Below are 20,390 nucleotides of genomic sequence, written 5' to 3' on the forward strand. Positions count from 1 at the left end.
GCGCCGATGGTACTGCAGGGGGGACCCTGTGGGAGAGTAGGACACCGCCGAACAATCATTGTGGGAAAGCCCCGCACCTTCTGGTGCGGGGCTTTCCTGCGTTCCGCGCCCGAATCGCCGCAGGCTTCTACATCGTGATCGCATCAGCCACCGCAAGATCGTTCCACGACGTCCGGTCCAAGGCCGAGAATGCGCGTATGACTGAAGAACTGGTGAGGTTCCTTGAGGCGTGGCAGGCCGAGGAGGTCGAATTGGCCCGGCGCTGTGACGGTGACGGTTGCGGGGAGTGGTCTGCCCAAGGGCACACGGTCGACTTCTGCCAGGCCGACCTCTCCGGGTTCCACCCCGCGATTGCTCTGCATGTGGCTCTGCACGACCCGGCCCGCGTCCTGCGCGAGGTCGAGGCCAAGCGGCGCATCCTGGCCCCTCACGCCCGTGATCCCTGGCCGTGCCACGACTTGCGTGACCTCGCTTCACCCTACGCGGACCACCCCGACTTCCCTGCCTGGGCGTGAGACAGAGCGGCTGACAGGCGAAGCTCACGGTATGCCGGCCGCGAAATGAGACCGGTGTCTGGCCGTGCGCGTGTTCGGTCCGGCCTGGCCGACGGTCCACTGATGCTTTCCTTGCTCGCTGGAGCTAGGGGCGGCTCTTGGGCCTGTCCGGCCGATCATGTGCGGAGCCAGATCGCAACTGCCGCCGCAGTGGCGGTGCCGAGGAAGACGTAACCGCGCTTGTCGTAGCGAGTGGCGACCGCCCGGAACTGCTTCATGCGGTTGATCGCCCGCTCGACGGTGTTGCGCCTCTTGTGGCGGTCCTCGTCGAAGCCGGGCGGCCGCCCACCTCGTGAGCCTTTGCGTAGGCGGGCTGCCTGGCTGTCACCCTTCTCCGGAATCGTGTGGCGGATGCCCCGCCGTCGCAGGTACTCGCGGACGGGGCTGTTGCTGTAGGGCTTCTTGCGTGGTCGTCCCAGACCAGGACTGGAGACTCGGATCTTCTCCAGCACCGCGATGAACTGGGCGCAGTCAGCTCGCTGACCTGGTGTGACGATGAGGGACAGCGGACGGCAGCGACCGTCCGCGCTCAGGTGGAGCTTGGTGGTGAACCCGCCGCGCGAGCGGCCCAGGCCCTCGCCTCCAGCACCACCTCCACCAGGCGGGCGTGCAGACTCTGCCACGGCGCTTCGTCCTGATGTTCTGGCTCTTCGGCCCCCTTCGAGCCGGGCCTCGACGGTGGGTCGGTGCGAGCGCCCGCCGCATGCTGGTGCGCCCGCACGATGGTGGAGTCGACCGAGATGTCCCAGTCGATCTCACCCGCTGCATCGGCTGAGGCTTGGCCCTGCTGGAGCAGACGCTTCCAGGTGCCGCCGGCCGACCACAGGCAGTGGCGTTCGTAGACGGTCTTCCATGGCCCGAACCGTTCGGGCAGGTCACGCCACTGCACTCCGGTCCGCACCCGGTGCAGGATCCCGTCGATCACCTGCCACACCGTCGGTTGCTGATCGGCAGGAACGGCCGCAGCCGTTCCCACTCGGCATCACTCAGTTCACCCCACCCCGTGCTCGCATCAACGGCTGGAGCACGCCGGCCGTCACGTGGCCGGCACGACACCTTCGTGCTGGGTGGTCTTCGGCCTGGAAAGAAAGATTCGGCGGGTCGGCACGTCGATTTCCGTGACGATGACGGTGATCTCCTCGCCGGCCTCGAAGTCTTCCACCGGACTCACCGCGGGCCGACCGTCGATCTCTCTGGAGGGGATCAGCCCGACCATCCCGTCTCCGAGCTCGACGAAGACGCCGATGGGAACTGTCTTCTCCACTGTCCCGCGGATTTCCTGACCCACCGTGCGGTCGGCGAAAGCCCGCAGGGGGTCGGGCTCCAGCGCCTTCAAGGACAGCCTGGCCTCCGCGTGGTAGGTGTCGAACTGGAGGAACTCGCCCGTGACCCGCCGGCCCACGTGAACGACATCGGTGGGGGCGTCGATGTGCCGCCAGGACAGTTCGGGGATGACGATGAACCCGACGCCAGGGAAGAGAGGATGGGCAGGCCCGTCGTCCAGGGCCACGAAGACCCCGAACCGCTCGATCGCCGCGACGGTGCCGGACAGGATGTCGCCGGGGCGCAGGGTCTCCAGGAACGCCCAGAGTTCCGGGCTCTCGGACTGCCAATCCATATCGCCACCCTGGCACACGACATCGCGGGCCGCCTATGACCTCGACAGCACGACCTTGCTGTCTGGGAAGGCGAGAGGCCGGCGGATGACAAGACCGCCGGCCGGGTCTTCAGCAACCTGTTCGACCTCTACATCGACGGCGAGGCGGAAGAACCTCCGTCCGAGCGCATTGCGGCTTACGTGGCCGCGCTGCTTGATCGGTGGTGTGACATCACCGAGGACGAGGAGGACACCTCGCCTTGGTCGACCGGTCCGTTGATCGGCGAGGCCTGTGGTCCGCTGATCTACTTCGCCATGCGGTGGAGCATGGCCGAGGAGGCGTCGGCCTACGCGGCGGCCGTGGCAGAGTCCATGGGGCTGGTCTGCTTCGACGTGCAGCAGGACCGGCTCAGGCCGTGAGCAGGGCCGCCAAGCGGCGGTAGTCGATCAGGGGCGCGGCTATGCCGACGAAGGCGAGGAAGGGTTCGGCCTTGCGTTCGCACCGCCGGTGGAGGCGTCGGCAGCCCGCCGACCAGGACACGGTTCTTTCGACCCGCCCAGCGATGCCGGCCCAGCCGCTGCGAGGACTCGACACCCTTGCGGGCGATACGGTGGCGGATGCTCCGCCAGCGGAGCCATCGGCGCAGGTGGTCGTAGTCGTACCCCTTGTCGGCGTACACGTGAACGTGCCCACCTCCTGGCGTACCGGAGATTGATCGCGGCTGACCGTGGTCTTGGACCCGCAGCGATGGAGGGAGCTTCCGACGCTTCCGCAGGTTGTTCGAGTCCAGGGCGATGAGCCTGTCGGAGACTGCGAAGGAGACCGGGCTCAATCACCGGGACGGTCCGCAAGTCCCTGTTCTCTGAGGGCCCGGTTGCCCCACCTCGTCGGGCTGCGCCCGGACATGGCCGTCGCCGGAGGGCGGATGAGGTCGCGCCGCTGATCGACGCGATGCTGCGGTCCGAGATTCTGATCAAGGGGGCTGTGGTTCACGAGTGGCTGGTGGTCGAGTACGGCTTCACCGGCACCTACCGACGGGGCAAGCTCTACATGCAGGAGGCTCGGCCCCGCATTGCGGAGGAACTGGGCATCAGTCCGGGTGAGTTGGCCGGTCTGCACCGCAGAGTCGACAAGACCCGCATCGCCGTCGCACTCTCGGTCGCCGCCTGCCGGGCCGGCTTCTCCGTCTACTCCACCACCCTCGACGACGTGGTCCGCCAGCTCAGGGCCGCCGAGGCCGCTGGAGGACTCGACAGCAGGCTCCGCAGCTACCTCCGGCCCGGAGCCCTGGTCGTCGATGAAGTCGGCTGTCAACCCCTCGAACGCGCCGAGGCGAACCTGGTGTTCCAGGTGATCTCCAAGTGCTACGAGAAGGGCTCGATCATCATGTCGCCCTTGCTTGCACACCCCTGCCCCTCCGCTCCCGCCCGCCGGGCGGCAGGATGGGCGGATGGCGATGAGCGAGACGGAACTGCTGGCCCTCCTGCGCGCACTCGACGACCCCGAACGGCTGGAACAACCGCTGCACTACGACCGCGCAGCGACCGGCCGTGCGTTCGGCGGGCTGGTCCGGCGGCTCGAAGCGGACTTCGGAGCCCCGTGCGAGTCCGAGCGGGACACCCAGGACTCCAGTGAGTACGGACGCATCCGCGTGCCTGCAGACGCAACGATCTGCGGAACACGGATCGTGGTCTGCGTGAGCAAGTTCGGCTCCCTTGCCGAGGTATGCGCCGACAATCCCGGGGCCTTCCTCGGCACGGACGAAGCCCGTGAGGAGGGCGCGCTGGATCCCGCCGACCTCGCCACAGTGGAGCAGGCCCTGACCGAACTCGGCTACGTGAGCGTCCCCGAAGAACTACTGGAGAGCGACTACGGGGGCCCAGCGCGCTGGAGCACTTCGCAGCGCGGCCCACGTGGTGGACGAGGTTCTTCGGCCTCTGGTGATCCACCCACCGAGCCGAGCGGTCAGCCTGTCATCTCGCTGAGCACGTTCCCGAGTACGCCGACACCGGGGTCCGCGGTGGGAGCGGATGGGCGGGATACCGCGCATGAGCGGCTCCAGGCCCTGACTGCCGTGCATGTTCGCGCCGGAGATGCCCAGGGACAGCGGCAGTCCGTTCCGGTCGTAGAGCAGGTGGATCTTCGACCTTGGCTTGCCGCGGTCGGTCGGATTCGGTCCCGTCAGTGGCCCCTTTTGCGGCACGCAGACTGACCGAATCGATTGCGCACCGGGACCAGTCCAGCCGGCCCCGCGCTCCGAGTCCGTCGAGGATCACGCGGTAGAGCCCGGCCCAGACCCGGTCTCGGCTCCACCGGGCGAACCGGCGGCAGCTCAGGAACCGTCTACGGGTACTTCGTCGCCTGGCAGAAGGACGAGGTCTTCGAGCAGCTCGACGGTCTCCTGCGGCACCTGGTCCGGGAGGCCGAAGGCCGCGATGTCGATCCCAGCGCCTGCGTTCTCGACGCCCAGAGCATCAAGACCTCGGCCAACGTGCCCGTGGCCGGCCAGGGCACCGACGCGGGCAAGAAGATCGCAGGCCGCAAACGGCACATCGACGTCGAAGTCACCCGTCGCGGCCCTGCTCAGAAGGGCTTCAAGGTGATTACGCGGCACTGGGTCGTCGCGCGGATCTTCGGGTGGCTCATGCACTACCGTCGGCTCGCCCGCGACTACGAAACCCACCCCCACCGCTCCGAAGCGATGATCCGCCTCGCGATGATCGACCTGATGAGCCGCAGGCTCACCCGAGAGGCGACTCCGAACCGGAAGGACTCATAGCCGCCGGGACACGCTGACGCGCGCGTTCTCTCCCCTCATCGCCTGCGGCCAGCGGGCATCGATGACACTCGCCGCTTTCCGATGGGCGCCGCAGGCGTCTTTCCGTCTCGTCGAAGTTCGACGTCGCAGGTCAGGTACGGTTCGGGCATGACTGAGGGGCTTCCTTTCGATGTTGACGCGCCCGGCGAGATGCTGCTCGCTGGCTACTTCGTCGGGGTGCCCGAGCGGCTCACGGTCGCGGGATTGCCCCGTACGGAGCGGCTGACGTCGGCGTCCGACTGCCTGATCGACCGGTTTCCGGATGATGGCTGCTGGTTCGGCACGGCGCAGGAGGCACTCGCGGCCTGCCTGCCTCTGCAGTTGCCCGTGGAGGCACGCCTGTACGCCCTGCTGGTGCCCTCCGAACATGTCGGCGGGTTCGTCGCCGACATCCGCGCCGCCGGGACGGACGAGCCGGTACTGCTCGCCCACCTCGATGGTCAGGGCGCCGGCGAGGCCGCCCGGCAGGTGGCCGAGGGCGGGCACGGGCTCGGCTGGGAGGTACTCGGCTACGACCATGGCCGGCTCCACACCTGGCTCTGCAACGACCTGTACGAGGAGGGCCGGCTCCACCTCGGAGTGGATACCGATGAACGCGGTCTGCTGCCCGACCGGCAGGCCGCCCTACAGGTCGCCGCCTGGGCGAACACTCGTGGAGACACCAAGCCGGTCACCTGGTTCCCTGGCGCCCTGATCGAGTGGGACACCCCGATCGAGAGCAGCCTCGGACCCGTCACCACCGAGAACCCGGCGCCCCCTGAACGGCAGCCCTGGTGGGGCCGAATCCTCCAGCGCGCCTGAACCTCGGGCCAAGCCCGATGCCGGCACCGGCCGAACTTCGCTGAGAACGGTCAGACCTCGTTGAGACGGGTCAAGGGCGTAGCGGACGTGAGGGCCGCCGAAGTAGCCGCGGGTGATGTGGGGGTGGCGTTGTCGGCGGTGGAAGAACCGGCATCACTCACGCTCCATTGACGAGCCTGAACCCAAAGCGTTGAAGAGCTTCCCGTCCGACCAGTGCCCGTCCTTGCCGGGCATCAGCCGGTCGAGCCGTGCGGCTGTCGCGGTCGGCTCTCCGGCGGGGAAACACGTAGATACTGCGCGTGGGCGGAGCGTAAAGGGCAGTGCGAGCGGCCGCTTCGCTGAACGTCGCTGCCGAGGCTCACCGTTGAGGAACGTCATCGCTGACGGATACGACGCTCGGCGACCACGTGCCAGGCCCGGTCGCGGTGGGGGCGGCGAGGCGTATTCCTCGCGCCGCGACCGGCGGCACCCGCGCAGGCGCCGGATCGAGCGCACGATCTCCGAGCCGAGGGGCCAGCGGGTCGACCGCCGGTGCCGAGGCGGCCAAGGCGGTCGGCCCGCGGACTTCGACAAGACGATCTGCCGACGTGGAAATGAAGTCGAGCGCACTGTCAATCGGCTCAAGAACTTCCGGGCTGGGGCCACGCGCTATGACAAGCAAGAGGGCGTACGTCTTTCACGGAACGGGCACCGTGGCTTCGCTGCTGAACAGCGGGGAGGACCACGTCTACTCGGGCACGAGCACGCCCAGCTCGACTTCCTCGAACACTCGTGACCACCAGGAGTTCTCGTCCGAGAAGACGCTCGGATCCGCTTGCCGGGCACGGTCGATCACGTCGCCCGCCCACTCGTCGTAGTCGTCATCCGCGTCGCTCTTACCGGAGAAGACGAACGCCTCCCAGATCCTCAGCACCTCGACCATGCGGTCCACTGACGTATTGACCAGGCCGTACTGCTCCTCCGGATCGCCTTCGTAGCCCCTCACCATCCAGACCTCGCCGCTGTCGGTCAGCAGCCAGTACGAGTTGACACCGTCTTCGAAGGAGCCGAGGAACACCGCCCGGCCTGCGGGGAGTTCGCGGGCTGTCAGTTCCCGTTCCCCGTCGCGCACGAACATCCGGTTGCAGTCGACGGGCAGCCCCTGCTCGGCAAGGACGCGGGCGGCCTGGCCGTGCACCCCGAGGGCGGCGAGACCGTGCTCGTCGTACGGCACCCAGACGACGTCACTCATTATCGGCCCGTCCTTCACGCTCGCCACCTCCGGTCATGCCGATCGTCTCAGACCGGCAGGACCCGTCGGACAGGCCCCAGGCGCTGTCCGGCGGATCATGACGATGGCAGAGTGTGTCCGTGAGTTACAGCATCTTCCTGCTCCGGTTCGTCGACGGCGAGGTTGTCGCGTTGGACGCCGAACGGTTTCGTCATGTGACGGAGCCGTACGTGGTGGCCGGTGGTCCGGAGGAGGGCTTCTCCCAGCTCCGCGCGGAGGACGGGGGCGCGGCGGATCTGTATCACGGGTCTCGTGATGAGAGCGGGATGCTGTGCGTGACGGCGACGCACTTCGCCCGTGGCGCGATGTCCGGCGTGCTCGCCCGGCTGGCGGCAGCCCTCGGGGCCTCGATCGTCCCCCAGAGCGGTGGGGCACTGATCTTTCACGAGGCGGAGCGTCGTCACCTTCCCGCGGAGCTTCGGGGAAGCGCGGTGGTCATAGCTCCCACGGAGGACGCGTTTCAGGCGGTGTTCGACGCGCTCTGAGCGTTTGCGCCCACAGCGGGAGCCGTATGCCTTGTCGCCCGTATCAGGCCGGCGGAGCCGAGGGCGGTCGCCGGCCTGAAGCGCCGGGGCTGAGACGGGAGGGCGTGTCACGCATCCAGTCCAGCCTTCAGTCCAGCCTTCAGTCCAGCCTTCTCGGTCGGCTGTCGGAGTGTCGGGCTGTCGGGGACGGGGTGGGGATGGGGTCGGGTGGTCATCTTCCGTAAGCGCGGAGGAAGACGTCCACGGTGGGGTCCGCGAGGCTGTCCGGGGTGGCGGAGGGTCGGTACTCCAGTGAGCCGGTGATCAGGGAGAGGAAGTGTTCGGCGGCGAGTTCCGGGTCGCAGCCGCGGAGACGGCCGTCAAGGGTCAGGCGGGCCAGGCGGTCGGCCAGGGCGGAGCGTACCCGGAGGGCCGTGCGCTCGTGCACGTACGCCGCCAGGTCGGGGAACTGGGCCGCTTGCGCCCAGGCCAACCGCCTCAGGGCGGCGGCGTCCGCGGCGCCCAGTACCTCCAGCAGGTCTCGGGCCACGGTCGTGAGGGGGGCGCGCGGGTCGGCGTCCGGGGCGGTTGCGCGCAGGTGCTCGACGGCGGCGAGGCTGCGCGCGCCGATCCGGTCGGCGACGGTCTCGACGGCCTCGCGGTAGAGGCTCTCCTTGTCGTTCAGGTGGCTGTAGACGGTCGGTTTGGCCACGCCCGCCTCCTGCGCGATCTCCTTCACGCATGCCTGGGCGTAGCCGCGCCGCGCGAACACCGCGAACGCGCCGTCCAGGATCGCCCGGCGCCGCTCCATCGGCCCACGAGCCGTACGCCCGCCGCCGGTTGACACTTCTGAACCCATGGGTTCAGTGTAGCTACTGGACTCGGAGGAACGGAAAATTGAACCTGCTGGTTCAGTGTGCTCGGGAGGATGACACAGGCGTGATCGTTCACATGCTGCGTTTCGCGTTCAAGGAGACGGCGACCGAGGAGGAGCGCGAGGAGGTGCTCGCGGTGATACGGCGGACGGCTTCCGTCGAGTCGGTGTCGTTCTCGACGGTGGGTCAACTGCTCGGCGATCCCGACGGCTTCACCCATGCCTGCTGCGTCGGCATCGCCGACCTGCCGGCTCTGCGGCGGTACATGCACGATCCGGTCCACCTGGCCGGCGACCCGCAGATCATGCCCCACCTGGCCAGGATCGCCATCGGCCCGGACCTGTCCGACGACATGACGCCCACGCTGAACCGGGACGTCCTCGCCCTCCACGAGGAGAAGGTCGCGCTACATCCGGGGTGGGCCGCCGAGCTCGAGCCGTTGCTGGCGGGCTCGTGAGGCGGACCGGCGGGCGCGGGACCCGGAGGGGCGGGGGCGTGCCGCTTCACTTCTTCGGGGGGTGGGCCTAGCGTCGGCGGGTGCGAGCGGCGTACGTCCCGTGGATGCTGAGGAGTTGTCCCGTGATCACTCGTGCACCACGTCGGCGGGGGCGTACGGCGGCCGTGGCCGTCGTGCTCGCCGCGGCTCTGCTGGGGGGTTCCGCGCCGGTCGTCCGGAGCGGGGAGATACCGCTCGCGCTCGGGCACCGGCTCGTCGACCACTACGAGGGGGCGCCGGGCGTCGCCCGGCCGCCGGCCGGGGCCGGACCCGCCCAGCACCCCTACCTCGCGCCCAACGGGCGCAGCGGCATGCACGCCGACGGGGCCGGCAGCGGCACCCATCCGTATCCGGGGCCGCTGGGGCGGGACCCCGAGGTGACGAGCGAGAAGATCGCGCCGATCGGGGGCGAGTGCGCCACCACCGCCTTCGACGCCGGCGGGCGGCTGATCACCGTCTGCGGCACCTTCGGCGGGTTCCTGCTCAAGCTGCTCGACCCGCGCAGCCTCGACACCCTCGCCGAGTACGAGCTGCCGCAGCGCCCCTCCACCGTGGAGGCGATCACGCGGCTCGACTTCGGGAGGATCTTCAAGGACACCTCGGGCGGCGCCTACTTCTACCTGGACGACCGCGACCGGGTCGTCCTCGCCGACTCCCGGCAGCACGTCCTGCGCATCGCGCACCACCGGACGGCGGACGGCTCCTGGACGTTCGCCGTCGAGGACGACTGGGACCTGACCCCGCTGGTGCCGCACGACTGCGTCAGCTGGACCGACCCCTTCCCCGGCGGGGAGTGCGACCCCGTCACCTCCGTGATGCCCGACTGGGAGGGGCGGATCTGGTGGGTCACCCGGCTGGGCCGGGTCGGCACCGTCGACCCCGCCACCGGCGCCCTGCGGGCGATCCGGCTCGACGGCGAGGAGATCCAGAACTCCTTCTCCGTCGCCGAGGACGGCGTCTCCGTCGTCACCGACCACGCCCTGTACGCCTTCCGGGCCGCCGCCGACGGCACCCCGCGGGTCGTCTGGCGCGAGACGTACGACCGGGGGACCGGTACCAAACCCGGCTCCGTGAACCAGGGTTCGGGCACCACCCCCGACCTCTTCGGCAGCCGCGACGCCTACGTGGCCATCACCGACAACGCCGACGACCGGATGAACGTCCTCGTCTACCGGCGCGGCGCGGACGTGCCGGCCGGCGAGCGGCTCGTCTGCAAGGTGCCGGTCTTCCGCCCCGGCGCCTCCACCACCGACAATTCCCTGATCAGCTGGGGCGACAGCCTCGTCGTGGAGAACAACCACGGGTACGAGAACCCCTCGTCGCTCGGCTTCGGCCGGAGCGTCGTCGGCGGGGCCGCCCGCATCGACGTGCGCCCCGAGGGCAGCGGCTGCGACACCGTCTGGGAGAGCGACGTCCGCTCCCCGTCCACGGTGCCCAAGCTCTCCACCGTCAACGGACTGCTCTACTTCTACGAGAAGCGGCCGAACCCCCTCGGGATCGACGCCTGGTACCTCACCGCCGTCGACTTCCGCACCGGCGCGCGGGTCTTCTCGCGCTTCACCGGCACCGGCCTCGCCTACGACAACAACTGGGCCCCGGTCACCCTCGGCCCCGACGGCACCGCCTACGTCGGCGTCTTCAACGGCATCGTCGCCGTCCGCGACACCGCCTGAGCCGGGACCGCCGGGAGTCCCTCACTCCATCGGCGGCACCTCGCCGACGGTCGTCCGGACGTCGATCACCGCGAACGCGGCGCCCTGCGGGTCCAGGAGGGCCGCGAACCGGCCGAAGGGGCTGTCCATCGGGCCGAACAGCTTGCGGCCGCCGATCCGTTCGGCCGCGGTGGCCGCCAGGTCGCAGTTGTCGACGGCGAAGTAGACCTGGATGTAGGACGGGACCTCCGGCGGGAAGTCCTCCGCCGTCATCCGCATCCGGCCCAGCAGCGGATCGCCGCCGAGGTCGAAGACCTTGTAGTCCACCTTCTCGTCGGTCATCTTCTTCGTCCGGTAGCCGAAGACCTCCGTGAAGAAGGCGTCGGACTTCTCCGGCTCCCGGGTGAAGACCTCGGCCCACACGAACGAGCCGGACTCCCCTTCGAGTTCGAAGCCCTCGTGGAGGCCGGCCTGCCAGAGGCCGAAGACCACCCCGGCCGGGTCCCGGGCGATGCACATCGAGCCGAAGTCGCCGACCTGCATCGGCTCCATCAGCACCGTGCCACCCGCCGCCCTGATCTTCTCCGCCGTGGCGGCCACGTCGTCCGAGGCGAGGTAGAGGCACCAGGCCGACTGCGGCGGGGTGTCGCCGCCGGGCATGGGCGGGACGACGGCCGCGACCGCCTTCCCGTTCTTGTACGCCTGGGTGTAGTTGCCGAACTCCGTCGACTCCTCGCCGAAGGTCCAGCCCAGTACGTCGGCGTAGAACGTCTTGGCACCCTCGGCGTCGGTGAACATCGCGTCGGTCCAGACCGGTGTGCCCTCAGGTCGTGCGGCCATGACGTGACTCTCGCTTCCGATCGATGACGTGGTACGTGGCTCGGGGCCCACGCTAGTCACGACCCGACCGTCCCGCGCGGTGACGCGCGGCCCGGCTCAGCGCGGCGCCCGGCGGAGCGCGTACCGGTGGAACGGGGCCTCCGGCACGGCGAGGCCGGGCCGCCACGTCCGCAGGACCTGCGCGGACGGCAGGAAGAGGGCCGCCGGCAGCTCCTCGGGGGAGGTCCACTCCCAGCGCTCGATCTTCTCCGGCTCGGCCACCGCCGGGGCCCCGGAGAACACCCGCACCACCGCCGCCGCCGTCAGCCGGGTCAGCGCGGAGGAGGTCACCGTGTCCAGGAGCAGGCCGACGACCTCGACGTCCGCCGGGTCGGTGACGAGCGTCGTCTCCTCGGCCAGCTCGCGGGCCGCCGCCTCCTCGATCGACTCGCCCGGCTCCACCCCGCCGCCCGGCAGCTCCCACACCCCCGACCGGTCGAGGCCGAGCAGCACCCGGCCCCGCCCGTCCAGCACCACGATCCCGGCGCCCAGGGCGGCGCTCGGCACGGGCGGACGGGTGTTGCGCGAGGCGGCGGCGGGATCGGGGGCGTACCGGTCGGTCGTCATGCGTCCTGTCTACCAGCCGCCACCGACAGCGACGGCGGCACCGGCCTCAGGCCCGGCCCCGGGCCCCGGGCGCCGGCGGGACCACCGCCACCGGGCAGGCCGCGTGGTGGAGCACCGCGTGCGCCACCGACCCCACCAGGAGGTCCGCGATCCGGTGCCGGTGGTGCCGGCCCACCACCAGCAGCGCCGCCTCCCCGGAGGCGTCCACGAGGAGGCCGCCCGCGTCCCCCGGCGCCACCGTGCGCACCAGCTCCACCGAGGGCCACCGCCGGGCGAAGGGCCGCAGCCGGGCCTCCTGCTCCCGCCGGGCCTCGGCGAGCAGCTCCTCCGTGTCGTCCGCGAGCGGCAGCGGCGGAGGCACCTGGAGGGCCGGGGAGGGCGCCGCGACCAGGGCCGCCGGGTTCGGCGGCAACCGCAGCACGGTCAGCGCCTCCAGCGGTACGCGGCGCAGCCCGGCCGTCTCGAAGGCGAAGTCCACCGCCTCGTCCGGGGTCTCCCCCGGGTGCAGCCCCAGCAGGACCCGCCCGGCCCCCGGGCCGCTGTCCAGGGAGGCGGTCCGCGCCTCGTGCGGGACCACCACCAGCGGACAGGGGGAGCGGGCGGCCAGCGAGCGGCCGGTGGAACCGAGCAGCAGACTGGCGAAGCCCCCGTGCCCCCGGGAACCCGTCACCAGCAGCCGCGCGCCCCGCGCCACGGCCGGCAGCACCTCGGTGACGGCCCCGTCCAGCGAGTCGTACCGCACCGGCACCGCGTGCCCCCGCTCCTCCACCACGGTCCGCACCGCGTCCAGGACGGTGTCCGGCAGCTCGGGCTCGGTGCCCAGCGAGGCGATCCGGGCGGCGCCCAGCTGGAGCGCCTCGGAGCGGACGTGCGCCACGACCAGCGGGGCGCCCAGCGCCTCCGCCGCCCCCAGCGCCCAGGACAGGGCGCGCAGGCTGTGCCCGGAGCCGTCGACGGCGGCGACGACGGGCGGCCGGTCGCCCGTCTCGCGCGGAAGGCCGTTCCGGTGCGAGGAGCCGTCCCGGTGCGAGGAGCCGTTCTCGGGCGGGAGGCCGTTCGCGCGCGGGGGGTCGTTCTCGTGCGGGAGGTCGTTCATGGGGGAATGCCTCCCTCGCCCGGCGCCGCGCCACACCGGTGGGGCCGGGGCTTTCGCGGGGCGGCCGGGCGCCCCGCCTCACGGGACGGTCAGGCGTCCTGCCCGCGGGCGGCCCGCTCGGCGGCGCGCTGGGCGTCGCGCTCCTTGATGCGCACGGTCTCCTTGCGGACCTCGGCCTGGGTGGCGCGCTCCTTGACCAGCCACTCCGGCGCCTCGGCCTTCAGGGCCTCGATCTGCTCGGTGGTCAGCGCCTCGGTGATCCCGCCGCGGGCGAGGCCCGAGATGGAGACGCCGAGCTTGGCCGCGACCACGGGGCGCGGGTGCGGGCCGTTCTGCCGCAGCTCCTTCAGCCAGGCCGGCGGGTTGGCCTGGAGCTCGTTCAGCTCGGAGCGCGAGACGACACCCTCCTGGAAGTCGGCGGGGGTGGCGTCGAGGTACACACCCAGCTTCTTCGCCGCGGTCGCGGGCTTCATCGTCTGGGAGTTCTGGTGCTGCGTCATGCTGTCCAGGGTATCGAGCGTACAGGCGCCCGCCGACCACGGGCCGCCGCCGACCTGCGCCGACGGGGCGGACCGGCGGGTAATCTTGCGGGGTGACTGACTCCTCCCCGGCCCCCACGACCTTCCGGCTCGCCTACGTGCCCGGTGTGACGCCCTCGAAGTGGGTGCGGATCTGGGGACAGCGGCTGCCCGACGTCCCCCTCACCCTCGTGCAGGTGACCCCGGGGGAGTCCTTCGGGGCGCTCCGGGACGGGACCGCGGACGCCGCGCTGCTGCGCCTGCCGGTCGACGGCGAGGACCTGAGCGCGATCCCGCTGTACGAGGAGACGAGCGTGGTGGTCGTGCCCAAGGACCACCTCTTCGCCGCGGCCGAGGAGCTGACCCCGGAGGACCTGGCCGAGGAGCTGGTCCTGCACCCGCTCGACGACACCCTCGACTGGGAGGCCCCGCCCGGCCGGCCCGCCTTCCAGCGGCCCGAGACCACCGCCGACGCGATCGAGCTGGTCGCCGCCGGGGTCGGCGTGCTCGTCGTCCCGCAGTCGCTGGCCCGCCTGCACCACCGCAAGGACCTCACCTACCGCACCGTCACCGGCGTCCCCCAGTCCCGGGTGGCGCTCTCCTGGCCGAGGGCGGAGGAGGCACCCGACCTGGTGGAGGAGTTCATCGGGATCGTCCGGGGCCGGACCGTCAACAGCACCCGGGGCCGGCGGGCGGAGGCCCAGAAGGGCCAGAAGACCGCCAAGGCGGCGCCCACGCCGGCGAAGAAGGCCGCGGGAGCCGCGAGGAAGACCGCAGGCGCGAAGCCGGCGAGGCCCGCGAAGCCCGCCCGGGGCAAGGGCGGCGGTGCCGCGGGACGCGGCGGGAAGCCCCGCCGCGGGCGCTGAGCGGACCCCTCGGCATACTCCTCCTGATGATCAAGCGCCCACCGCGGTGGGCGGCGAGAACAGGAGAAGCCTTTGGCCGCCAGTTTCAGGACCGTGATCGAGGTGGCGCCCGCCCACCTCGACGAGGCCCGGTCGATGGACCGGGTCTTCCAGGAGGCGATCGCCCCCGCCACCGTCAACTTCGACTTCGAGGCCATCCGGGAGGCGGCCGCCGCCGTCCCGGACAGCACCGTCGTCCGCATGGTGCGCGGCTGGGGGCTCAAGGAGCACGCGCCGCTGCTCGTCATGGTGCTCTCGCTGAAGGAGGCCGTACGGCAGGCCCTGCCCGCCGAGTGCGCGGAGGCGGGCTTCTGGGAGACGGTGGAGCGGGAGCTGGTCGCCGCGTTCACCGGCCTCGGCGAGCAGCTCGGGCAGCCCGGCCTGTCCTTCTACGAGGAGTCCGAGCGGCGCACCCGCTACTACCGGGACCTCTTCTTCGCCCTCCAGGACGAGGGCTCGGGCGACGCCCTGCACGCGCTCGCGTTCTGCGTGGACGTCACCGTCGAGCTGCCGAAGGAGGAGGTGCTCGGGCTCGGTCTGACGGACACGGCGCCGTTCGCCGTCGGACTCAACGCGATCGTGCTGCGCCGGCCGCTCCCCGTCGCCGCCTGATCCCGGCACCCGCGCCGGCCCGCCGTCCCGGGCCGGACCCTCAGCGCGGCCACGGCCCGTAGCCGTCCTCCGCCTTGTCGTTCCCGTTGCCGTTGGTGCCGCGCCGGGCGATGAGCGGCACCACGAACCAGCAGAGCCCCAGCCACAGGGCCATCACGACGACCAGCCACAGCGCGATCGTGTCGTCCAGGACCATGCGTGTGATCAGCAGGAACGTCGACACCATCGTCAGGTAGAGCAGCACCACCCCCACCAGCGTCAGGCGCCCCGCCCACCGCACCGTCTGCGGTTTCAGCCGGCGCCCCGCCACCAGCCGGTGCACCGCCACCGGCGCGACGAGCGCACCGGTGGTCGCCGCTCCCAGGCAGACGGTGACGACGTAGATGATTCGGTCCGTCAGTCCCAGCTCCGCGAAGCGCGGCTGGAAGACGACGGCGACGAGGAAGCCGAACAGGATCTGGGTGCCGGTCTGGGCGACCCGCAGCTCCTGGAGGAGCTCCGCCCAGCGGCGGTCCGCGCGCTGCGCGGGGCTCTCCCCGCGTCCGTCGTCGTGCCGGGCGTTCTCCGTGGTGGCCATACGGGGCGAGTGCCCCCGCGCCCGCCCCGTATGCCACCGCCGCTCGGGCGCGCCTTCTCCGTGCGCGCCCGTGCCGCCTCCCGCCTCAGCCCACCGGGCCGCGCAGCCGGCCCCGGCGGGCCGCCGCGACCAGCTCGGGGACCGTCGCGAGCTTGACCCGCGGCCGGCCGGTCGCCGCGCCCCGGGCCCGCTCGGCCCGGTCGATGGCGGCGAGGCCGCGGGCGTCCACCAGGCGGCGGCTGCGGCCGCGGACGAGCCGTCCGAAGGCCCTCGCGGAGCCGGTCGGCTTCGGCAGGCGTCCCTCGACGGCGTCGGCGAGCAGGCTGCCGACGGTCTCGGCGGCGCAGCCGCGGTTGGCGCCGATGCCGCCGGACGGGCCGCGCTTGATCCAGCCGACGACGTAGGTGCCGGGCAGGCCGTCGACGCGGCCCGCGGTGTGCGGGACGGTGCCGGTGGCCTCGTCGAAGGGCAGCCCGGCGAGGGGGACGCCCCGGTAGCCGATGGCCCGGACGAGCAGGCCCGCGGGGATCTCGACGGGGCCGTCGGCGCCGCCGACGCGGACCGCGCGGACGGCCTCCGGGCCGACGGCCTCCTCGGGTGCCGAGTGGAAGCGGAGCACGATCCGGCGCCGGTCGCCGTCGGGGCCGCGCGTCCAGTCCACCGTCTCGCGGGCCGCGTCCTTCAGGAGGGCGGCCCGGTCGCCGGGGGCGGCGGCGTCGATCGCCGCGGCGATCCGCGGGTCGTGGGCGTCGACGACGAGGTCGACGCCGGGCAGGTGGCCGAGGGCGAGGAGTTCGGAGGCGGTGTACGAGGCGTCCTCGGGGCCGCGCCGGCCGAGCAGCACCACCTCGCGGACCCGGGAGCCGCGCAGGGCGGCGAGCGCGTGGTCGGCGATGTCGGTGCCGGCCAGCGCGGCCGGGTCGGAGACGAGGATGCGGGCCACGTCGAGGGCGACGTTGCCGTTGCCGACCACGACGACCCGCTCGGCCGCGCCCAGGGCGACCGCCTCGGGCGCCGTCTCCGGGTGGGCGTTGTACCAGGAGACGAGGGAGGTCGCGGAGAGGCTGCCGGGCAGCTCCTCGCCGGGGATGCCCAGGCGCCGGTCGGACGGGGCGCCGACCGCGTAGATCACCGCGTCGTGGTGGGCGGCGAGCTCCTCGGGGCTGACGTCCTTGCCGATCTCCACGCCGAGCCGGACGGTGGCCCGGGGGTGGGTGTGGAAGCGGGCGAGGCTGTCGCCGGCGCCCTTGGTGCCCGGGTGGTCGGGGGCGACGCCGTAGCGGACGAGCCCGCCGGCCACCGGGAGCCGGTCGATGAGGGTGACCTCGGCGTTGGTGTGCAGCAGCAGGTCCTCGGCGGCGTACATGCCGGCGGGGCCGGTGCCGACGACGGCGACCCGGATCGGGGCGAAGTCGGAGGGCAGCGAGCGGGTGAAGGACGGCTCGCCCCAGGCGTGGAAGGTGGGGGAGGCGAGGACGGGGGCGGGGTCGCGGCCCTCGTAGTGGGAGGCGTTGATCGCCTCGTACCGCTTGAGCGGCCCGGTGAGCCGGTCGACCGGGAAGATCGCGTCGACCGGGCAGGCGTCGGCGCAGGCCCCGCAGTCGATGCAGCTCCTCGGGTCGACGTAGAGCATCTCGGTGGTGCCGAAGTCCGGCTCGTCGGGCGTGGGGTGGATGCAGTTGACCGGGCAGACGGCGACGCAGGTGGCGTCGGAGCAGCAGGTCTGGGTGATGGCGTAGGTCATGGCGGCGGCTCGGCTCGGCTCGTCGGGGTCAGAGGAGGTGGGCGCGCTGGTAGAAGAAGACGGCGGGCCGGGTCAGCATGCCGACGTCGCCGAGGAACTCCATGAGGCCGGAGCAGCTGGCGCGCAGCCGCGCCTTGTAGTGCTCGTTGGCGGCGGCCTCGCGGCGGGCGCGCTCGGGGTCGAGGCCGGCCCGGACGTACACCTCGGGGTTCACCAGGCTGGTGATGATGTAGTACGCGGCGATGGCGACGATCAGCGCCTGGAAGTGGCGGCGGGGCCGGCTCGCGCGGGCGAGGTGGCGGCGGGTCTCGTCCCGGGCGAACTTCATGTGCCGGGATTCCTCGACGACGTGGATGTTGTTGATGGTGCGGACGAAGGGGACCACCCGCTCGTCGCGCATCCAGTCGCGCTGCATGACGTCGAGGACCTCCTCGGCGACGAGGATGCCGGCGTAGGCGGCCTCGCCGAAGCCGACGGTCTTCATGACCCGGCCGAGCTCCATGACGGAGCGCTTGGGCCGGTAGGCGGGGGCGCCGAGCTTCTGGGAGCCGCGGGCGAACATGATCGAGTGGCGGCACTCGTCGGCGATCTCGGTGAGCGCCCACTGGAAGCGGGGGTCGGTGTGGTCCGTGCGGTAGATGTCCCGCAGGACCATCTGCTGGAGGATCATCTCGAACCAGATGCCGGTGGAGGCGACGGAGGCGGACTCCTGGCGGGTCAGCTCCTTGCGCTGCTCCTCGGTCATCTCGTTCCAGTAGGCGGTGCCGTAGAGGCTGTTCCACTCGGGGCTCTGGCCGTGGAAGTCCTTGTCGAGCGGGGTGTCCCAGTCGACCTCGACGGCCGGGTCGTAGCTGAGCCTGGCGGCCGACCGGAGGAGCCGCTCGGCGATGTCGTCCTGGTCGTGGGGGTCCGGGCGCACGGTGCTGCTGGCCATCGTTGCGGCTCCTTGGGTCACGCGGTCGGCTCGTCGTTCCTTCGCTTGTTAGACACCGCGTCTAGCAAGCTTGTTAGACGGAACGTATAGCAAGGGTGCCGCGCGGGCTACCCCCCGGTACGGACTTTCTTGCGGGGAGGGCCCTCCCGGGGACGCGGAAGGGGCCGGAGCGTGGTCCGCTCCGGCCCCTCCGGGGTGCTGTCCGGCCGTCAGAAGGTCAGGTTCCAGGCGTCGATCCGGCCGGTGTCCGCGTTCGCGTTGTCGTTGACGCGGAGCTTCCAGACGCCGTTCGCGACCTCGGCGGAGGCGTTGACCGTGTACGTCTGGACGATGTCGTCGGCGCCGCTGCCGGTCCGGTTGTGCAGGACGTAGACCGATCCGTCGGGGGCGATCAGGTCGACCTTGAGGTCGCCGATGTAGGTGTGCTTGATGTTCACGCCCACCTTCAGGGTGGCCGGCGCGTTGCCGGTGACGCCGCTGACGGTGATCGGGCTCTCGACGGTGGTGTTGTCGGAGACCGTCACGTCGGTGAGGTTCTCGAAGTACTTCCCGGCCGGCGGGGTCGAGCCGCCGACGGCCTTCAGGGCGTCCGTCCGGCCCTCGCCGAAGAAGCTGTTCTTCGCCGCGGTGCCGGTGCACCGGGCGTCCGAGGGGCAGGCCAGGTCGGTGGCCTGCTCGCCGAGCTTGGCCCGCAGGTCCGCCGGGGTGTACGCGGGATTGGCGCTGGCCATCAGGGCGGCGACGCCCGCGACGTGCGGGGCGGCCATCGACGTGCCGCTCAGCGAGGAGTACTTGCCGCCGGGCACGGTGCTGTAGACGGACTCGCCGGGCGCCGAGACCTCGATGACGTCACGGCCGTAGTTGGAGAACGACGCCTTGGAGGTGCCGCTGGTGCCGTTGGCGGAGACCGTGACCACGCCCGGCAGCTCGGCCGGGATGTCGAGGCAGTCGTTGGTGATGGTCCGGGTCACCGGCGTCGAGTCGTTGGGGCTCGCCGAGTCGGTGGTCTTGTTGGCCAGGTCGACGTTGGAGTTGCCGGCCGCCGCGACCTGGAGCGAGCCCTTGCCCTCGGCGTACGCCTGGGCGCGGCCCACGCCCTCCAGGATGGCCGCCTGGTCGAGGTTGTTCGGGCAGTTGAACTGCCACGGGTCCGTGTAGTAGCTGTTGTTGGTGACCTTGAAGCCGTGGTCACCGGCCCACACCAGGCCGCAGATGGTGTTCTCGGCGAAGAACAGGGTGGAGCCGGGCTCGGCGATGCGCACCGAGGAGATCTTCACGCCCGGGGCGACGCCGATGGCGCCCTTGCCGTTCTTGGCCGCGGCGACCGTGCCGGCCACGTGGGTGCCGTGCGTGTCGACGTCGCGCCAGGCGCCGACGCGGGTGTCCGGCTTGCCGTAGGCGCAGGAGACGGAGTCGGCGGCGTTGAAGTTCGGCGCCAGGTCCTGGTGCTGGTCGTCCACGCCGGTGTCCAGGATGCCGACCTTGACCGAGGCGGAGCCCGGGTTGACGGCCCAGGCCTGGTCGGCCTTGATCTGGGTCATGTCCGAGCGGACCGGCTCCGTCGTCGGGGCCGCCGACTGCGCCGGGTTGGCCGGGAGCGCCGGGTTGTACGCGTCGGCCGGGACGTCCGAGGTGCGGGTCGCGCCGACCTTCTGCACGCCCGTGACGCCCCGCATGGCGGTGGCGAAGGAGGCGGAGGTCGAGTGGGCGACGATCACGCCGATGGCGTCGAAGGAGGAGAAGACCGAACCGCCGTTGGCGGCCACGGCGGCGCGGACCGCGCTGGTGTCACCGGGCGTGGTGATGACCAGGTAGGCGCGGGTGCCGGCGGCCCAGGCGGCGGACGTCTGCTGGGCGGCCCGGGCGTTCGCGGTGAAGGTCGCGAGCGGCTCGTTGTCGAGCGGGGCGGCCTGGGCGAGGGAGACCGGGCCGGCGAGCGCCAGGCTCGTGCCGAGAAGGGCCGCCGCGAGTCTCATCCGGCCGGATATGTGGGAAAACAATGCGTCCTCCGATGGCCCGGTGGCGCGGGT

Annotated in this window: 19 protein-coding genes and 7 pseudogenes; 12 read left to right on the plus strand and 14 right to left on the minus strand. The window is 71.6% G+C overall.

Going from position 1 to position 20,390, the window contains the following annotated elements:
- The first annotated feature begins 197 nt into the window (after positions 1 to 197).
- Positions 198 to 515: a DUF6221 family protein gene (locus tag AB0E83_RS29290; RefSeq protein ID WP_362118333.1), complete on the plus strand. Its 318-nt coding sequence runs from the start codon at positions 198 to 200 to the stop codon at positions 513 to 515.
- 155 nt (positions 516 to 670) lie between these two features.
- On the opposite strand, the pseudogene AB0E83_RS29295 reads toward AB0E83_RS29290, so the two are convergent.
- Both AB0E83_RS29295 and AB0E83_RS29300 read right to left on the minus strand, forming a co-directional pair.
- Positions 671 to 1,544: pseudogene (locus AB0E83_RS29295) on the minus strand (IS5 family transposase).
- Positions 1,545 to 1,590: 46 nt separating this feature from the next.
- Positions 1,591 to 2,172, minus strand: coding sequence for a S1 RNA-binding domain-containing protein (locus AB0E83_RS29300; protein ID WP_362118335.1), 582 nt, complete (start codon positions 2,170 to 2,172; stop codon positions 1,591 to 1,593).
- Positions 2,173 to 2,352: 180 nt separating this feature from the next.
- On the opposite strand from AB0E83_RS29300, the gene AB0E83_RS29305 reads away from it, so the two are divergent.
- Entirely contained in the window at positions 2,353 to 2,571 is a 219-nt protein-coding gene (locus AB0E83_RS29305) for a hypothetical protein (RefSeq protein ID WP_362118338.1), read from the plus strand.
- Here AB0E83_RS29305 and AB0E83_RS29310 read toward each other — a convergent pair.
- Positions 2,561 to 2,831: pseudogene (locus tag AB0E83_RS29310) on the minus strand (transposase); the annotation flags it as partial. The gene AB0E83_RS29305 and the pseudogene AB0E83_RS29310 overlap by 11 nt on opposite strands.
- Positions 2,832 to 2,879: 48 nt before the next feature.
- Here AB0E83_RS29310 and AB0E83_RS29315 point away from each other — a divergent pair.
- Together AB0E83_RS29315 and AB0E83_RS29320 are read left to right on the plus strand one after the other, a co-directional pair.
- Positions 2,880 to 3,280 (plus strand): annotated as a pseudogene (locus AB0E83_RS29315) (IS21 family transposase); the annotation flags it as partial.
- Positions 3,278 to 3,544, plus strand: a pseudogene (locus AB0E83_RS29320) (ATP-binding protein); the annotation flags it as partial. The pseudogenes AB0E83_RS29315 and AB0E83_RS29320, both read left to right, overlap by 3 nt.
- A 601-nt stretch (positions 3,545 to 4,145) precedes the next feature.
- Here AB0E83_RS29320 and AB0E83_RS29325 read toward each other — a convergent pair.
- Positions 4,146 to 4,485: pseudogene (locus tag AB0E83_RS29325) on the minus strand (transposase); the annotation flags it as partial.
- Between the two features lie 5 nt (positions 4,486 to 4,490).
- On the opposite strand from AB0E83_RS29325, the pseudogene AB0E83_RS29330 reads away from it, so the two are divergent.
- The 3 genes and pseudogenes from AB0E83_RS29330 to AB0E83_RS29340 form a co-directional block, all read left to right on the plus strand.
- Positions 4,491 to 4,931: pseudogene (locus AB0E83_RS29330) on the plus strand (IS5/IS1182 family transposase); the annotation flags it as partial.
- A 147-nt stretch (positions 4,932 to 5,078) separates the two neighbouring features.
- Positions 5,079 to 5,771 (plus strand): hypothetical protein, encoded by a 693-nt coding sequence (locus tag AB0E83_RS29335; RefSeq protein WP_362118341.1) that lies wholly within the window; start codon positions 5,079 to 5,081, stop codon positions 5,769 to 5,771.
- A gap of 400 nt (positions 5,772 to 6,171) precedes the next feature.
- Positions 6,172 to 6,475, plus strand: a pseudogene (locus AB0E83_RS29340) (IS5/IS1182 family transposase); the annotation flags it as partial.
- A gap of 23 nt (positions 6,476 to 6,498) precedes the next feature.
- Here AB0E83_RS29340 and AB0E83_RS29345 read toward each other — a convergent pair.
- Positions 6,499 to 7,002, minus strand: a complete 504-nt coding sequence (locus tag AB0E83_RS29345) for an SUKH-4 family immunity protein (protein ID WP_362118343.1) — start codon at positions 7,000 to 7,002, stop codon at positions 6,499 to 6,501.
- A 119-nt stretch (positions 7,003 to 7,121) separates the two neighbouring features.
- On the opposite strand from AB0E83_RS29345, the gene AB0E83_RS29350 reads away from it, so the two are divergent.
- A complete protein-coding gene (locus tag AB0E83_RS29350; RefSeq protein WP_362118346.1) occupies positions 7,122 to 7,526 on the plus strand; it encodes a hypothetical protein in 405 nt (134 codons plus the stop codon).
- Between the two features lie 211 nt (positions 7,527 to 7,737).
- Here AB0E83_RS29350 and AB0E83_RS29355 read toward each other — a convergent pair whose 3' ends face one another.
- Positions 7,738 to 8,364: a TetR/AcrR family transcriptional regulator gene (locus AB0E83_RS29355; RefSeq protein ID WP_362118349.1), complete on the minus strand. Its 627-nt coding sequence runs from the start codon at positions 8,362 to 8,364 to the stop codon at positions 7,738 to 7,740.
- 80 nt (positions 8,365 to 8,444) lie between these two features.
- Here AB0E83_RS29355 and AB0E83_RS29360 point away from each other — a divergent pair, with 80 nt between their 5' ends.
- Positions 8,445 to 8,837, plus strand: coding sequence for a Dabb family protein (locus AB0E83_RS29360; RefSeq protein ID WP_362118352.1), 393 nt, complete (start codon positions 8,445 to 8,447; stop codon positions 8,835 to 8,837).
- A 104-nt stretch (positions 8,838 to 8,941) separates the two neighbouring features.
- On the plus strand, positions 8,942 to 10,549 hold the full coding sequence (locus AB0E83_RS29365) for a hypothetical protein (protein WP_362118399.1): 1,608 nt from the start codon (positions 8,942 to 8,944) through the stop codon (positions 10,547 to 10,549).
- Between the two features lie 21 nt (positions 10,550 to 10,570).
- Here the strand turns inward: AB0E83_RS29365 and AB0E83_RS29370 are convergent, their stop codons facing one another.
- The 4 genes from AB0E83_RS29370 to AB0E83_RS29385 all read right to left on the minus strand — a co-directional run bounded on the left by AB0E83_RS29370 (position 10,571) and on the right by AB0E83_RS29385 (position 13,570).
- On the minus strand, positions 10,571 to 11,368 hold the full coding sequence (locus AB0E83_RS29370; RefSeq protein WP_362118355.1) for a VOC family protein: 798 nt from the start codon (positions 11,366 to 11,368) through the stop codon (positions 10,571 to 10,573).
- 96 nt (positions 11,369 to 11,464) lie between these two features.
- Positions 11,465 to 11,974, minus strand: coding sequence for an NUDIX domain-containing protein (locus AB0E83_RS29375; protein WP_362118358.1), 510 nt, complete (start codon positions 11,972 to 11,974; stop codon positions 11,465 to 11,467).
- A gap of 46 nt (positions 11,975 to 12,020) precedes the next feature.
- Positions 12,021 to 13,070 (minus strand): universal stress protein, encoded by a 1,050-nt coding sequence (locus AB0E83_RS29380; protein WP_362118361.1) that lies wholly within the window; start codon positions 13,068 to 13,070, stop codon positions 12,021 to 12,023.
- Positions 13,071 to 13,159: 89 nt separating this feature from the next.
- On the minus strand, positions 13,160 to 13,570 hold the full coding sequence (locus AB0E83_RS29385; protein ID WP_362118364.1) for a DUF5997 family protein: 411 nt from the start codon (positions 13,568 to 13,570) through the stop codon (positions 13,160 to 13,162).
- 92 nt (positions 13,571 to 13,662) lie between these two features.
- Here AB0E83_RS29385 and AB0E83_RS29390 point away from each other — a divergent pair, with 92 nt between their 5' ends.
- Together AB0E83_RS29390 and AB0E83_RS29395 are read left to right on the plus strand one after the other, a co-directional pair.
- A complete protein-coding gene (locus tag AB0E83_RS29390) occupies positions 13,663 to 14,454 on the plus strand; it encodes a LysR family transcriptional regulator substrate-binding protein (protein ID WP_362118367.1) in 792 nt (263 codons plus the stop codon).
- Positions 14,455 to 14,526: 72 nt separating this feature from the next.
- Entirely contained in the window at positions 14,527 to 15,105 is a 579-nt protein-coding gene (locus AB0E83_RS29395; RefSeq protein ID WP_362118369.1) for a Type-2Aa cytolytic delta-endotoxin, read from the plus strand.
- 40 nt (positions 15,106 to 15,145) lie between these two features.
- Here the strand turns inward: AB0E83_RS29395 and AB0E83_RS29400 are convergent, their stop codons facing one another.
- From AB0E83_RS29400 to AB0E83_RS29415, 4 genes are all read right to left on the minus strand, one after another.
- Entirely contained in the window at positions 15,146 to 15,682 is a 537-nt protein-coding gene (locus AB0E83_RS29400; protein WP_362118372.1) for a DUF6328 family protein, read from the minus strand.
- Positions 15,683 to 15,767: 85 nt separating this feature from the next.
- Positions 15,768 to 17,426 (minus strand): FAD-dependent oxidoreductase, encoded by a 1,659-nt coding sequence (locus tag AB0E83_RS29405; RefSeq protein ID WP_362118375.1) that lies wholly within the window; start codon positions 17,424 to 17,426, stop codon positions 15,768 to 15,770.
- A 28-nt stretch (positions 17,427 to 17,454) separates the two neighbouring features.
- Positions 17,455 to 18,360 carry a diiron oxygenase gene (locus AB0E83_RS29410; RefSeq protein ID WP_362118378.1) on the minus strand — a complete coding sequence of 302 codons (906 nt, stop codon included), beginning with the start codon at positions 18,358 to 18,360 and terminating at the stop codon, positions 17,455 to 17,457.
- A gap of 209 nt (positions 18,361 to 18,569) precedes the next feature.
- On the minus strand, positions 18,570 to 20,336 hold the full coding sequence (locus tag AB0E83_RS29415) for a S8 family serine peptidase (RefSeq protein ID WP_362118381.1): 1,767 nt from the start codon (positions 20,334 to 20,336) through the stop codon (positions 18,570 to 18,572).
- Positions 20,337 to 20,390: the final 54 nt, after the last annotated feature.

Source organism: Streptomyces sp. NPDC035033 (assembly GCF_040636735.1).
Lineage (GTDB): Bacteria > Actinomycetota > Actinomycetes > Streptomycetales > Streptomycetaceae > Streptomyces.

Coding starts and splice junctions, on each gene's coding strand:
- AB0E83_RS29290 (WP_362118333.1), top strand. CDS start 198: ATGACTGAAGAACTGGTGAGGTTCCTTGAGGCGTGGCAGGCCGAGGAG.
- AB0E83_RS29300 (WP_362118335.1), bottom strand. CDS start 2,172: ATGGATTGGCAGTCCGAGAGCCCGGAACTCTGGGCGTTCCTGGAGACC.
- AB0E83_RS29335 (WP_362118341.1), top strand. CDS start 5,079: ATGACTGAGGGGCTTCCTTTCGATGTTGACGCGCCCGGCGAGATGCTG.
- AB0E83_RS29345 (WP_362118343.1), bottom strand. CDS start 7,002: ATGAGTGACGTCGTCTGGGTGCCGTACGACGAGCACGGTCTCGCCGCC.
- AB0E83_RS29355 (WP_362118349.1), bottom strand. CDS start 8,364: ATGGGTTCAGAAGTGTCAACCGGCGGCGGGCGTACGGCTCGTGGGCCG.
- AB0E83_RS29365 (WP_362118399.1), top strand. CDS start 8,942: ATGCTGAGGAGTTGTCCCGTGATCACTCGTGCACCACGTCGGCGGGGG.
- AB0E83_RS29370 (WP_362118355.1), bottom strand. CDS start 11,368: ATGGCCGCACGACCTGAGGGCACACCGGTCTGGACCGACGCGATGTTC.
- AB0E83_RS29375 (WP_362118358.1), bottom strand. CDS start 11,974: ATGACGACCGACCGGTACGCCCCCGATCCCGCCGCCGCCTCGCGCAAC.
- AB0E83_RS29380 (WP_362118361.1), bottom strand. CDS start 13,070: ATGAACGACCTCCCGCACGAGAACGACCCCCCGCGCGCGAACGGCCTC.
- AB0E83_RS29385 (WP_362118364.1), bottom strand. CDS start 13,570: ATGACGCAGCACCAGAACTCCCAGACGATGAAGCCCGCGACCGCGGCG.
- AB0E83_RS29400 (WP_362118372.1), bottom strand. CDS start 15,682: ATGGCCACCACGGAGAACGCCCGGCACGACGACGGACGCGGGGAGAGC.
- AB0E83_RS29405 (WP_362118375.1), bottom strand. CDS start 17,426: ATGACCTACGCCATCACCCAGACCTGCTGCTCCGACGCCACCTGCGTC.
- AB0E83_RS29410 (WP_362118378.1), bottom strand. CDS start 18,360: ATGGCCAGCAGCACCGTGCGCCCGGACCCCCACGACCAGGACGACATC.
- AB0E83_RS29415 (WP_362118381.1), bottom strand. CDS start 20,336: ATGAGACTCGCGGCGGCCCTTCTCGGCACGAGCCTGGCGCTCGCCGGC.